Consider the following 12,515-nt stretch of genomic DNA (forward strand, 5'->3'; position numbering starts at 1 on the left):
TTTACTCATCAGGAGATGAACCATGACGATCCGCGTCGCTATCAACGGCTACGGCCGCATTGGCCGTAACACGCTTCGCGCGTTCTACGAGAATGGCAAGAAGCACGACATCCAGATCGTTGCGATCAACGACCTGGGTGACGCGAAGACCAACGCGCATCTGACGCAATACGACACGGCACACGGCAAGTTCCCGGGCGAAGTGAAGGTTGACGGCGACTACCTCGTCGTGAACGGCGACCGTATCCGCGTGCTGGCCAACCGCAATCCGGCCGAGCTGCCGTGGGGCGAGCTGGGCGTCGACATCGTGTTCGAGTGCACGGGCTTCTTCACGACCAAGGAAAAGGCCAGCGCCCACCTGAAGGGCGGCGCGAAGAAGGTGATTATCTCGGCGCCGGGCGGCAAGGACGTCGACGCAACGATCGTCTACGGCGTGAACCACAACGTGCTGAAGGCTTCGGACACGGTCATCTCGAACGCATCGTGCACGACCAACTGCCTGGCACCGCTCGTCAAGCCGCTGAACGACAAGATCGGCCTCGAAACCGGCCTGATGACGACGATTCACGCGTACACGAACGACCAGGTCCTGACCGACGTGTACCACGAAGACCTGCGCCGCGCGCGCTCGGCAACGCAAAGCCAGATCCCGACGAAGACGGGCGCTGCCTCGGCCGTCGGCCTCGTGCTGCCGGAACTGAACGGCAAGCTCGACGGCTACGCGATCCGCGTCCCGACCATCAACGTGTCGATCGTCGACCTGTCGTTCATCGCCAAGCGCGACACGACGGTTGAAGAAGTCAACGCGATCATGAAGGAAGCTTCGGAAGGCGCGCTCAAGGGCATCCTCGGCTACAACGAAGCACCGCTGGTTTCGATCGACTTCAACCACAACCCGGCATCGTCGACGTTCGACGCCACGCTCACGAAGGTCTCGGGCCGTCTCGTGAAGGTGTCGAGCTGGTACGACAACGAGTGGGGCTTCTCGAACCGCATGCTGGACACGGCGGTTGCTTTCGCGAACGCGAAGTAAGTCTGCTTGTATTGCCGTGCCACCGGGCCTCGCGGTCCGGTGCGCGCCACGAAAAACCGCCCATTACTGGGCGGTTTTTTTTCGCCCTTATTTTTCGGCGTCGACGGCAGGCGCCGAAGTGGGAAAAGCGGCGGGCGCGGCGGCGGGCGAGGGCGGCCGCGGGAAATAGACGCCCGCGCGCTGGGCCGCATTGGCGATGTGGGCCTCGATGGCCGCGCCCGCCCCGGCGCTGTCGCGCACCTTGAGGGCTGCCACGATCAGGCTGTGCTCGCGATGCGTGGAGAGCACGAGCTCGCGCCGGTAGAACGGCATGCGCTGGCTCTCTTTCATGATGTCGGCGCTGTTGCGCAGGATCGATTCGATCGCGGCATTGCCCGCGAGACTCACGATGCGCATGTGGAAATCAAAGTCCAGTTGCGCGGCTTCGTCGAGCTCTTCGCAGGCGAGTGCTTCGTGCAGGGTGTCGGTGTTGTGCTCGAGCCAGGCGATATCGACATCGCTGATCGCGAGCGCCGCCATGCGCGCGGCGAAGCCTTCTAACGCATAGCGCATCTGATAGGTGTCGGGCAGCGACGACTGATCGGCAAAGCGCCACGGGTGAGCACTCGTGGCCTGCGCGCTCGTGACGTAGACCCCCTTGCCCGCGCGGATCGACAGCATGCCGAGCGCTTCGAGCGTGGAGAGCGCCTCGCGCAGCGACGCCCGGCTAATCGCCAGTTCCTCGGAGAGCTGCCGCTGCGCGGGCAGCAGGCTGCCGACCGGGTACAGGCCGCCCTCGATCCGCGTGCGGATCGTAGCAATGGCAGCGTCGGTGACGGTGTGCGGAACGTTCTTCATCGGACGGCTCGGAACCCTCGCGTGGTCTGACCGGTATTGTAGTCCGGTGCGGTGGGCCGGGCGGGCTACACAAGGGTAAACACCGCGCAGCGCAATCTTGACTCCAGTATATCGGTTTTCTACTATTCGCCATAACAGTACTGGTCAGACCAGTAAGAACAGTTGCCTGCTGCCCTTGCCCGAAGGAGAAAGTCGTGACGAAGTTCCTCAATTCGCTGTTTGGCCGCGTAGTGATTGCCCTGGTGCTGGGCATCGTAGTCGGTGCGGTATTTCCCCATTTCGCCCAATCCCTGCGGCCGCTCGGCGACGGCTTTCTCAAGCTCATCAAAATGGTGATCGGCCCCATCGTGTTCTGCGTAGTCGTGAGCGGCATGGCGCACGCGGGCGATCTAAAGAAGGTGGGGCGTGTCGGCCTGAAGTCCGTGGTCTACTTTGAGTTCATGACCACCATCGCGCTCGTGATTGGCGCCGTGCTCGCGTATATCACGCGTCCGGGTGCCGGCATGAACGTGAACCTGCATTCGCTCGACGCGGCTTCGCTCGCGACCTACACCGAGCATGCCAAGAGCCTGAAGGACACCGCCGGCTTCCTGCTGAAGATCATTCCCGACACCGCGTTCGATGCCTTCGCGAAGGGTGACATCCTGCAGATCCTCGTGTTTTCGGTGCTGTTCGGCAGTGCGCTCTCGCTGCTCGGCCCGAAGGCCCAGCGCGTGAACGTGCTCATCGACGAGCTTTCGCAGGTGTTCTTCCGCGTGATGGGCTTCATCATCAAGCTCGCGCCGCTTGGCGTGCTCGGCGCGATCGCGTTCACGACCGGCACTTACGGCGTGGCGTCGCTCAAGCAACTCGGTTTTCTGGTGGTCGTGTTCTACGCGAGCTGCATCGTGTTCGTGGCGGTCGTGCTCGGCATCGTGATGCGCCTCGCAGGATTCAACGTCTTCAAGCTGATCCGCTATCTGCGTGAAGAGCTGTCGATCGTGCTCGGCACCGCATCGTCCGACGCCGTGCTGCCGCAGATCATGCGCAAGCTCGAATGGATGGGCGTGAAGGACTCCACCGTCGGCCTCGTGATTCCGACCGGCTATTCGTTCAACCTCGACGGTTTTTCGATCTACCTCACGCTCGCCGTGATCTTCATCGCGCAGGCCACCAATACGCCGCTTTCGCTGCACGACCTGATCGTGGTGGTGCTCGTGTCGCTCATCACTTCCAAGGGCGCGCACGGCATTCCGGGTTCGGCAATCGTGATTCTCGCTGCCACGCTGTCCGCGATTCCCGCGATTCCCGTGCTCGGCCTTGTGCTGATTCTGCCGGTGGACTGGTTCGTCGGCATCGCCCGCGCGCTCACGAACCTGATCGGCAACTGCGTTGCCACGGTGGTGGTCGCGGTGTGGGAGCGTGATATCGACAAGGCGCGTGCGAAGCGCGTGCTCAACCTCGAGCCAGGCTACCTGTACGTGCCGGCCGGCGAGGACGATGCGCAGGCGGACGTTGAGGCGCTCGGCGGCAAGCCTGCCCACGCGCTTTGATTTGAACAAGGAGCACGTATGAAAACCCTGCTGCTGGAACCTTTGACGCGCGAGGCCTTCGCGCCATTCGGCGACGTGATCGCACTCGATGGCGCGCGCCATTTCCCGATCAACGGCGGCACCACCGAGCGCTTTCACGACCTGGCGTCGATCGACACGAGCGAGGCCGGCGGCCGGCCCATCGTCAGCGTATTTCGCGCCCAGCCGCGTGCCTGGCCGGTCGAGATCTCGATGATGGAGCGGCATCCGCTGGGCAGCCAGGCGTTCGTGCCGCTCGGCGAGGTGCGCTACGCCGTGGTTGTCGCGCCAGCGGGCGAACTCGATCCGGCGCAACTGCGCGCGTTCTGGGTCGGGGGCGGGCAGGGCGTCAATTATGCGAAAGGCGTCTGGCACCACCCGCTGCTCGCGTTCGACCGCGTGAGCGACTTTCTCGTGGTCGACCGTGGCGGCCAGCAGCCGAATTGCGACGAGGTTGAGCTGGGTGGCGTGTGGCGGCTCGTGCATGCGAACGAGCCTGTCGAGCTTGCCTGAGGTTCGGCCCGGCGGCGTACGCGCTAGATGGCGCTGGCCGCGACGGATCTCGAAATCATCGCCCTAAATGAAAAAGCCACGGCAGGTTTGCCGTGGCTTTTTATTTTGTGCAAACGGTCCGGGGTTTCCCGCCCCGCGCCCGCGCTGTCCGCTCAGTGCTTGCGGTGCGGGCAATTTTCCTTCGTGCACGCGCCGTAAAGCGCAAGTGCGTGCTCCTGCAGCTTGAAGCCACGTTCGTTAGCAATTGATTGCTGGCGCTTTTCGATTTCGGGGTCGAAGAATTCTTCGACGAGGCCACAATCGAGACAGACAAGATGGTCGTGGTGGCTACCTTCGTTGAGTTCGAAGACGGCCTTGCCCGACTCGAAGTTGCTGCGGGTCAGCAGGCCCGCCTGCTCGAACTGCGTGAGCACCCGGTAAACCGTGGCGAGGCCGATGTCGAGTTCCTCGTTCAGCAGGTTGCGGTACACGTCTTCGGCGGTGAGGTGGCGTACGGGGCTATGCTGAAAAATCTCCAGGATCTTCAGGCGAGGCAGTGTCGCCTTGAGGCCGATGTTCTTGAGATCGGTTGGATTGGTCATGACGATAAGTCCCTGGAGTACAATGCTGGGTTCTAATGTTAATGGGTTTTTGCCGTTCCGGGCATTTTCGGCGGAACTCGAACGAACGTCTACAGGATACGCGCGGCTTCGCGACAAGCCCGCACGGTGAGGGAAATGATTCCAGAATTCACAACGATGGGCCGCCGCCTGAGCGGCCGCCGCGTGGCGTGCACCCTGCTGGCTGCGGCCGCGTTCGCTACGCTCGCCGGTTGCAGCACCTACAACAGCTGGACGCAGCGTTTTGCCCAAAGCATCACGCCGTACCGCATTACCATCGTGCAGGGCAACTTCGTCTCGAAGGAAGCCGCCGGGCAGATGCGCGTGGGCATGTCCCGTGACGAAGTCAAGAAATTGCTCGGCACGCCGCTCCTGACCGACATGTTCCACGCGAACCGCTGGGACTACGTCTTCTACTTCAAGCGCGGCTCGACCGCCATCGTGCAGCAGCGCGACTTCGTCGTGATGTTCGACGGCGACCGCGTGTCGAGCTGGTCGGGCGGCGACGACCTGCCGTCGAATCTCGAATTGCTTGCCGAAATCGACGGCGACAAATCGGGCAAGAAGGCCAAGGCCGTCGCGGCTGCGCCGGCTTCGGGCGCATCGGCGCCTGCCGCCGCGCAGGCTTCGGCCGCGGGCGCCACGGGCCCGACGGTCAGCGACACGGCGCGCACGCCGTCCTCGGAACTGGGTACCGCCACTTCGCAATTGCCGCTCGACGCGAACGCACAGGCCGCCGCGGCCGCGAACCGCGCCACGGATGCGGTGCAGATGCCTTCGAGCCTGACGCCGTCGGTGCGATCGGGCACGCCGACCTCGAGCGCGCTGCCGCAGGGCGTGGGCACGATGCCGTCGCAGATTCAGTTGCAGCGCAAGCCGATGCCGCAGATCCAGGGCGTGCCGCCGGCGAATCCCGTGGGCCCGGCCCCGGGTGCGCAGGGCACCGGCGATACCGAGTCGAATCCGCTGCCGCCGTCGCAGAGCGCTCCGCTCACAGCACCGCCTCAGACGCCCGCGAATTCGACCCCGGGAACGGGCGGCTGATTTCGCTGCGGGCCGGCGCGGGTCGATTCGGGCAGGTTCTGCCCGGGAGGCTCGGGTAATACATATAAGGCTTGGCGCCACGCGCCAGGCATTCCATCGGCGGCTTCGGGCCGCCGTGCTTTTTGGCAATGCCCCCGCCTGGGCGGTGCGTCTGCTTGACAGTCGGCCGGTTCAGGCCGGCCGGGCTGCCGGTTTCACGTTCTCAGGAAGAGCCATGAAAATCGCAATCGCCGGAGCATCGGGCCGCATGGGCCACATGCTCATCGAAACGGTCCTGAATTCCTCCGAAATCACGCTCTCGGGCGCGCTCGAATACAAAGGCTCGGCCGCCATCGGCAAGGACGCGGGCGCGTTCCTCGGCAAGGAAACCGGTGTGCGCATCACCGACGACATCGAGCAGGTCTTTGCGCAAAGCGACTGTCTGATCGACTTCACGCGCCCCGAAGGCACGCTCGTTCATCTGGAGGCCGCGCAGCGCCATGGCGTGAAAATGGTGATCGGCACGACGGGCTTCGACGCCCAGCAAAAGGCGCAGCTCGCCGCCGCCGCGCAGAAGATTGGCATCGTGTTCGCGGCCAACATGAGCGTGGGCGTGAACGTCACGCTCAAGCTGCTCGAATACGCGGCGCGCTTTTTCGAGACCGGTTACGACATCGAGATCATCGAGGCGCACCATCGCCATAAGGTCGATGCCCCGTCGGGCACCGCGCTTGCGATGGGCGAAGCCGTGGCGCATGCGCTCGGACGCAATCTCGACGACTGCGCGGTGTACGGCCGTCATGGCGTGACCGGCGAGCGCGATCCGTCGACGATCGGCTTTTCGGCGATTCGCGGCGGTGACATCGTGGGCGACCATACCGTGCTGTTCGCGGGCGTCGGCGAGCGTATCGAGATCACGCACAAGTCGTCGAACCGCCAGTCTTACGCGCAAGGCAGCTTGCGCGCCGCGCGCTTTCTGCAAGACAAGGCCACGGGCCTGTACGATATGCAGGACGTGCTCGGCTTGCGCTGAGCGTCATTTGCTGGTGCGGCGGCGCGTGCGCGCCGCGCGGAGCCTGCGACAGCAGGCAAGTGACACGGAGGCAGGCGAGATTTAATGGCAGCGAGTACCGGAGTCATCCACTATCTGCAGACGAGCGACGCTGTCACGCACGCGGTGGCGTGGGTGCTGCTGGCCATGTCGATTGCGAGCTGGTGCTTTCTGCTGGTGAAGAGCTGGGTGCTCGTGCGAGCGAAACGCCAGGGGCCCCGCGCGGTCGCGCGGTTCTGGCAGGCGCATTCGCTTGCCGACGGTGTGAGCGCGATGCGCGCACTCGACCGCGAGCGCGTGTTCCTGCCGCTCGCCGAGGCCGCGCTTGCCTGCGCGGAGGCCGACACGACGGGTGCACTGCTCGCGCGCGTGGACCGCGGCGAGCGCGTGTTGCGGGTGCTGCGCGGCGCGCTGCAGGCGTCGCAGCGGCGGCTCGAGTTTGGGCAAGTGCTGCTGGCTTCGGTGGGCAGCACGGCGCCTTTCGTCGGCTTGCTCGGCACGGTCTGGGGCATCTATCACGCGCTAGGCAGCATCGCGACGAGCGGCCAGGCGATGATCGAAAACGTGGCCGGGCCGGTGGGCGAGGCGCTCATCATGACGGCGTTCGGCCTGGTGGTGGCGATTCCCGCCGTGCTCGCCTACAACGTGCTGGGCCGCCTCGCGCGCCAGCTCGGCGACGATCTCGACGGCTTCGCTCACGATCTGCATGCCTGGGCTTGCGCGCCCGAGGGCGCCGCGCCGCGCCGCGAAGGTGCGCAGGGCGCGCCGCGCGAAGACGTGCGCGCCGGATCGTTCTGATCCGCGCTGATCCGCATATCGGGCCGCACCGACTGACCGGCAACTCACGAGGAACGACGCACATGGCATTTGGCGGACTCGAGAAGAAGCGCGATTCGGCGCCGATGGCCGATATCAACATGACGCCGCTCATCGACGTCATGCTCGTGCTGCTCGTCATCTTCATCATTACCGCGCCGCTCTTCACTCACGCCATCCGGCTCGATCTGCCGCAAGTCGCGGCCGCGCCCATGCAGCAGACCCCGCAGACCGTCACGCTCTCCATCGACGCTGCGGGCAAGCTCTACTGGAATGCGCAACTGATCTCGCTCGACGAACTGCGCACGCGCTTCACCGCCGCGGGCAAGGCGCCCGAGGCGCAGCAGCCCGAACTGCAATTGCGCGCCGCGCGCGAAACGCGCTATGAAGTGATCGCCCAGGTCATGGGCGCCGCGCAGCAGGCGGGGCTCGCGCGCATCGGCTTCGTAACCGAGCCGCCTCCGCCCGGCCAGCACTGAGCCCTCGTCATTCGCGCCGGCCGGCTCCAGAATTCCGCCATGCGAAGCGGCAGCGGAAAGCGCGGCCAACTCGACGGTATAATCATCGTTTCCCTGTAAAAAGCGGGGCTGCTGAACCTGCCGCAGCCAGTGAGCGCCGCACCCGGGCTTGTGTCCGGGCCGCGCCTGACCGGCCCGGCTGAATCCGCCCGAATCCGCGTTCCCCATCCACACCATGCTCGAAAAATACGTTCCCTCCGACGTCGAATCCGCTGCGCAAGGCGAATGGCGCGCCAGCGACGCTTACCGGACGGCCGAAAAGACCGACAAGCCCAAGTTCTATTGCGTCTCGATGCTGCCGTATCCGTCGGGCAAGCTGCACATGGGCCACGTGCGGAACTACACGATCAACGACGTGATGTACCGCTATCTGCGCATGAACGGCTACAACACGTTGATGCCGATGGGCTGGGACGCGTTCGGCATGCCCGCCGAAAACGCCGCGATGGCCAACGGCGTGCCGCCGGCGCAGTGGACCTACTCGAACATCGAGTACATGAAGGGCCAGATGCAGTCGATGGGTCTCGCGATCGACTGGTCGCGCGAGATCGCCACCTGCAAGCCCGACTACTACAAGTGGAACCAGTGGTTCTTCCTGAAGATGCTGGAGAAGGGCATCGCCTACAAGAAGACTGGCACGGTGAACTGGGATCCGGTCGATCAGACCGTGCTCGCCAACGAGCAGGTGATCGACGGTCGCGGCTGGCGCTCGGGCGCGCTCGTGGAAAAGCGCGAAATCCCGATGTACTACCTGCGCATCACGCAGTACGCCGATGAGCTGCTGAACGACCTCGACGGCCTTGGCTGGCCCGAGCGCGTCAAGATCATGCAGCAGAACTGGATCGGCAAGAGCTTCGGCGTGAACTTCGGCTTCCCGTACGAGCTCGACGGCGAGAAGAAGCTGCTGCGCGTGTTCACCACGCGCGCCGACACCATCATGGGCGTGACCTTCTGCGCGATCGCGGCCGAGCACCCGCTCGCCACGCGCCTCGCGCAGGACAAGCCGGAGCTGCTGCCGTTCATCGACGAATGCAAGCGCGGCGGCGTGGCCGAAGCGGACATGGCCACGATGGAAAAGAAGGGCATGGCCACGGGCTTCTTCGTCACGCATCCGCTGACGCAAGAGAAGGTCGAGGTGTGGATCGGCAACTACGTGCTGATGAGCTATGGCGAAGGCGCCGTGATGGGCGTGCCTGGCCATGACGAGCGCGATTTCGCGTTCGCGAAAAAATACGACTTGCCGATCAAGCAGGTAATCGCAGCGGAAGGCGAGACGTACTCGCTCGACGGCTGGCAGGAGTGGTACGGCGACAAGGAACGCGCCGTGTGCGTGAACAGCGGCAAGTACGACGGCCTCGCCTACACGGCGGCCGTTGACGCCGTCGCCGCCGACCTCAAGGCGCTCGACCTCGGCGACAAGCAGGTCACGTGGCGTCTGCGCGACTGGGGCATTTCGCGCCAGCGCTACTGGGGCACGCCGATCCCGATCATTCATTGCCCGAGCTGCGGCGACGTGCCGGTGCCGGAAAAGGACCTGCCGGTCGTGTTGCCGGAAGACCTCGTGCCGGACGGCACGGGCAACCCGCTCGCGAAGTCCGAAGCGTTCCTGAATTGCAAGTGCCCGACCTGCGGCGCGGATGCGAAGCGCGAAACCGACACGATGGACACGTTCGTCGACTCGTCGTGGTACTTCTACCGCTACGCCGCGCCGGACGCGGTCAACATGGTCGACGAGCGCACCGACTACTGGATGCCGATGGACCAGTACATCGGCGGTATCGAGCACGCCATTCTTCACCTCTTGTACTCGCGTTTCTGGGCGAAGGTGTCGCGCGACCTCGGCCTCGTGAAGTTCGGCGAGCCCGCGAAGAACCTGCTCACCCAGGGCATGGTGCTCAACGAGACGTTCTACCGCGAAGACTCGGCGGGCAAGAAGACCTGGTACAACCCGGCCGACGTCACCGTCGTGCACGATGAAAAGGGTCGCCCGACTGGCGCCACGCTCAATGCCGATGGCCAGCCTGTGGTGCTGGGCGGCATCGAGAAGATGTCGAAGTCGAAGAACAACGGCGTCGACCCGCAAGTGCTGATCGACCAGTACGGCGCGGATACGGCGCGTCTGTTCACGATGTTCGCCGCTCCCCCCGAGCAGCAGCTCGAATGGTCGGGCGCGGGCGTGGAGGGCGCGAGCCGCTTCCTGCGCCGCGTCTGGACGTTCGGCTATGCGAACGCCGAGGCGATCAAGTCGCGCGCGTCGTTCGACGCAGCCGCGCTCAGCGATGTCGAGAAGACGGTGCGCCGCGAAGTGTATGGCGTGCTCAAGCAGGCCGACTTCGACTATCAGCGTCTGCAGTACAACACCGTCGTTTCAGCGGCGATGAAGATGCTCAACGCGATCGAAAGCGCCAAGGGCGCCGGCGCGGGCGTGCAGCGCGAGACCTTCGGCGTGCTGCTGCGCGTGCTGTATCCGGTCGTGCCGCACCTCACGTTCGAGCTCTGGAAGGCGCTCGGCTATGCCGACGAATACGGCACGCTGCTCGACGCGCCGTGGCCGAAGGTCGACGAAAAGGCGCTCGAGCAGGCCGAGATCGAACTCGTGCTGCAGGTGAACGGCAAGGTGCGCGGCGCTGTCACCGTGGCGAAGGATGCACCGAAGGACGCGATCGAAGCGGCAGCGCTCGCTCACGAGATGTTCGTGAAGTTCGCCGAAGGGCGTGCGCCGAAGAAGATCATCGTCGTGCCGGGCCGTCTCGTGAACGTCGTGGTCTGACATGACGTGCTGGCACATCACGTGCTGGCGGCGGCGCGCGATCGACGTATCGCATGCCGCCGCCGTTCTGAACCAGGGAGTCCAGGTGATTCGCAGATCGTTCCTGTTACTGGCGGGCAGCGCGCTGATGCTTTCGGCGTGCGGGTTCCAGCTGCGTGGCGAGCAGAATTACGCGTTCAAGCGCCTCGCTGTCGTTGGCGCATCGGCGCCCGTGACGGCGCGTCTCACGCGCATGGTCGAAGGCGGCAGCGATTCGGTGGTGGTCGATTCGACGGCCAATGCCGACGCCGTGCTGCGCGTGACCGAGTCGCGCAGTTTCAGCACGCTTACGCTGAATTCGCTCGGCGTGGTCGAGGAATATCAGGTCAACTATTCGCTGAACTACGCGCTCACGGCGCCGGACGGCTCCCCGCTGATCCAGCCGAGCACGATCGCGCTGAATCGCGCGATGACCTATAGCGATCAGTACTCGACCGCGAAGGTCTCCGAATCCGAACTGCTCTACGCCGACATGCAGAATGATGCCGTCGACCAGCTCACGCGCCGTCTCGCGGTTCTGAAGACGCTACATCCCACGCCGGCCCAGGTCGTGCCGGGTGTTGCGCCGCGCGCGCCGCTGCCGCCGCCGCCGCTGTGATGCGCGTCTTGTCCTCCTCCTGAAGCGCACCTCATGCAACTGCGACTGGACGCACTCGAGCCGCACCTCGCCAAAGGGATGGCGGGTCTGTACGTCGTCTTCGGCGACGAGCACCTGCTCGCCCAGGAAGCGTGCGACCGTATTCGCGCGAGCGCGCGCGCCGCGGGCTTTACCGACCGTTCGGTGTTCACGGTCGAGCGCGGATTCGACTGGAGTGCGCTGCTTGGCGCAAGCCAGTCGATGTCGCTCTTCGGCGATCGACAACTGGTGGAGTTGCGCATTCCGTCGGGCAAGCCCGGCAAGGAAGGCGCGGACGCGCTCAAGACGCTAGCTGCATCGGCAAAATCGGCGGCGAACCCCGATGTACTGACGCTCATCACGCTTCCGCGTCTCGACGCCGCCACGCAAAAGTCCGCGTGGTTCACGGCGTTGGTGGACAGCGGTGTGGCGATCAAGATCGATCCGGTCGAGCGCGCGGCGCTGCCGAACTGGATCGGTCAGCGCCTCGCGCTTCAGGGGCAACGTGTTGCCCCCGGCGAAGACGGACGGCGCGCGCTGCAATTCGTTGCGGAGCGCGTGGAAGGCAACTTACTGGCGGCGTACCAGGAAATCCAGAAGCTCGGGCTGCTGTATCCCGAGGGCGTGCTGAGCTTCGAGCAGATTCACGACGCGGTGCTCAACGTCGCGCGCTACGACGTCTTCAAGCTCAACGAAGCGATGCTCACCGGCGACGTCGGGCGTCTCGCGCGCATGCTTGACGGACTGGAGGGCGAGGGTGAGGCTTCGGTGCTGGTGCTGTGGGCCGTCGTCGAGGAAGTCCGCACGCTATTGCGCATCAAGCGCGGCGTGGCGGCGGGCAAGCCGCTCGCGATGCTGTTGCGCGAGAACCGCGTTTGGGGCCCGCGCGAGCGGCTCATCGGACCCGCGCTCTCGCGGCTGACCGAGGCGACGCTCGAGCGCGGTCTCGCGCTCGCGGCGCGGCTCGATCGCCAGGTCAAGGGGCTTTCGGGGCAGTCGCGCGCTGACTGGCGCAACGCGTTGCCGCCCGATGCCTGGGACGGCCTGTTCGAACTCGCGATGACCGTTGCCGCGCCGCGCGACACCGGCGCGCCGGCGCGTTCGGGGCCGCCTGCGCGTGGCGCCGGGGCTTCGGGGCGCGCACAACCGG

Annotated in this window: 12 protein-coding genes; 10 read left to right on the forward strand and 2 right to left on the reverse strand. The window is 65.1% G+C overall.

The genetic code is table 11. The features are described 5' to 3' along the window. Positions 1 to 22: 22 nt before the first annotated feature. Positions 23 to 1,033, forward strand: coding sequence for a type I glyceraldehyde-3-phosphate dehydrogenase (gene gap, locus HV773_RS09805; RefSeq protein ID WP_129561166.1), 1,011 nt, complete (start codon positions 23 to 25; stop codon positions 1,031 to 1,033). Positions 1,034 to 1,120: 87 nt separating this feature from the next. On the opposite strand, the gene HV773_RS09810 is transcribed toward gap, so the two are convergent. Further along, the gene (locus tag HV773_RS09810) at positions 1,121 to 1,870 is read right to left on the reverse strand and encodes a FadR/GntR family transcriptional regulator (RefSeq protein WP_129561167.1); all 750 of its coding nucleotides are present in this window, start codon (positions 1,868 to 1,870) and stop codon (positions 1,121 to 1,123) included. 194 nt (positions 1,871 to 2,064) lie between these two features. Here HV773_RS09810 and HV773_RS09815 point away from each other — a divergent pair, with 194 nt between their 5' ends. After that, positions 2,065 to 3,402 carry a C4-dicarboxylate transporter DctA gene (locus tag HV773_RS09815; RefSeq protein ID WP_129561168.1) on the forward strand — a complete coding sequence of 446 codons (1,338 nt, stop codon included), beginning with the start codon at positions 2,065 to 2,067 and terminating at the stop codon, positions 3,400 to 3,402. A gap of 18 nt (positions 3,403 to 3,420) precedes the next feature. Then, the gene (locus HV773_RS09820; RefSeq protein WP_129561169.1) at positions 3,421 to 3,933 is read left to right on the forward strand and encodes an ureidoglycolate lyase; all 513 of its coding nucleotides are present in this window, start codon (positions 3,421 to 3,423) and stop codon (positions 3,931 to 3,933) included. A gap of 152 nt (positions 3,934 to 4,085) precedes the next feature. Here the strand turns inward: HV773_RS09820 and fur are convergent, their stop codons facing one another. Next, on the reverse strand, positions 4,086 to 4,514 hold the full coding sequence (fur, locus tag HV773_RS09825) for a ferric iron uptake transcriptional regulator (protein ID WP_028216204.1): 429 nt from the start codon (positions 4,512 to 4,514) through the stop codon (positions 4,086 to 4,088). Positions 4,515 to 4,649: 135 nt separating this feature from the next. Between fur and HV773_RS09830 the strand changes: the two genes are divergently transcribed. The 7 genes from HV773_RS09830 to holA all read left to right on the forward strand — a co-directional run. Beyond that, the gene (locus HV773_RS09830; RefSeq protein WP_129561170.1) at positions 4,650 to 5,576 is read left to right on the forward strand and encodes an outer membrane protein assembly factor BamE; all 927 of its coding nucleotides are present in this window, start codon (positions 4,650 to 4,652) and stop codon (positions 5,574 to 5,576) included. A 214-nt stretch (positions 5,577 to 5,790) separates the two neighbouring features. Next, a complete protein-coding gene (gene dapB, locus HV773_RS09835) occupies positions 5,791 to 6,588 on the forward strand; it encodes a 4-hydroxy-tetrahydrodipicolinate reductase (RefSeq protein ID WP_129561171.1) in 798 nt (265 codons plus the stop codon). An 84-nt stretch (positions 6,589 to 6,672) separates the two neighbouring features. After that, a complete protein-coding gene (locus tag HV773_RS09840) occupies positions 6,673 to 7,404 on the forward strand; it encodes a MotA/TolQ/ExbB proton channel family protein (RefSeq protein ID WP_129561172.1) in 732 nt (243 codons plus the stop codon). A 62-nt stretch (positions 7,405 to 7,466) separates the two neighbouring features. Continuing rightward, positions 7,467 to 7,901 (forward strand): ExbD/TolR family protein, encoded by a 435-nt coding sequence (locus HV773_RS09845; protein WP_129561173.1) that lies wholly within the window; start codon positions 7,467 to 7,469, stop codon positions 7,899 to 7,901. Positions 7,902 to 8,115: 214 nt separating this feature from the next. Further along, entirely contained in the window at positions 8,116 to 10,710 is a 2,595-nt protein-coding gene (leuS, locus tag HV773_RS09850; RefSeq protein ID WP_129561174.1) for a leucine--tRNA ligase, read from the forward strand. A gap of 85 nt (positions 10,711 to 10,795) precedes the next feature. Then, positions 10,796 to 11,347, forward strand: coding sequence for an LPS-assembly lipoprotein LptE (locus HV773_RS09855; protein WP_129561175.1), 552 nt, complete (start codon positions 10,796 to 10,798; stop codon positions 11,345 to 11,347). Positions 11,348 to 11,380: 33 nt separating this feature from the next. Next, on the forward strand, positions 11,381 to 12,515 hold a 1,135-nt coding region (gene holA, locus HV773_RS09860; RefSeq protein ID WP_175194861.1), incomplete at its 3' end, for a DNA polymerase III subunit delta.

It is taken from the genome of Paraburkholderia caffeinitolerans (assembly GCF_902859945.1).
Taxonomy (GTDB): Bacteria; Pseudomonadota; Gammaproteobacteria; order Burkholderiales; family Burkholderiaceae; genus Paraburkholderia; species Paraburkholderia caffeinitolerans.

Excerpts from the sequence above, each read along its gene's own strand:
- gap (WP_129561166.1), top strand. The coding sequence starts at position 23 with ATGACGATCCGCGTCGCTATCAACGGCTACGGCCGCATTGGCCGTAAC.
- HV773_RS09810 (WP_129561167.1), bottom strand. The coding sequence starts at position 1,870 with ATGAAGAACGTTCCGCACACCGTCACCGACGCTGCCATTGCTACGATC.
- HV773_RS09820 (WP_129561169.1), top strand. The coding sequence starts at position 3,421 with ATGAAAACCCTGCTGCTGGAACCTTTGACGCGCGAGGCCTTCGCGCCA.
- fur (WP_028216204.1), bottom strand. The coding sequence starts at position 4,514 with ATGACCAATCCAACCGATCTCAAGAACATCGGCCTCAAGGCGACACTG.
- HV773_RS09830 (WP_129561170.1), top strand. The coding sequence starts at position 4,650 with ATGATTCCAGAATTCACAACGATGGGCCGCCGCCTGAGCGGCCGCCGC.
- dapB (WP_129561171.1), top strand. The coding sequence starts at position 5,791 with ATGAAAATCGCAATCGCCGGAGCATCGGGCCGCATGGGCCACATGCTC.
- HV773_RS09840 (WP_129561172.1), top strand. The coding sequence starts at position 6,673 with ATGGCAGCGAGTACCGGAGTCATCCACTATCTGCAGACGAGCGACGCT.
- HV773_RS09845 (WP_129561173.1), top strand. The coding sequence starts at position 7,467 with ATGGCATTTGGCGGACTCGAGAAGAAGCGCGATTCGGCGCCGATGGCC.
- leuS (WP_129561174.1), top strand. The coding sequence starts at position 8,116 with ATGCTCGAAAAATACGTTCCCTCCGACGTCGAATCCGCTGCGCAAGGC.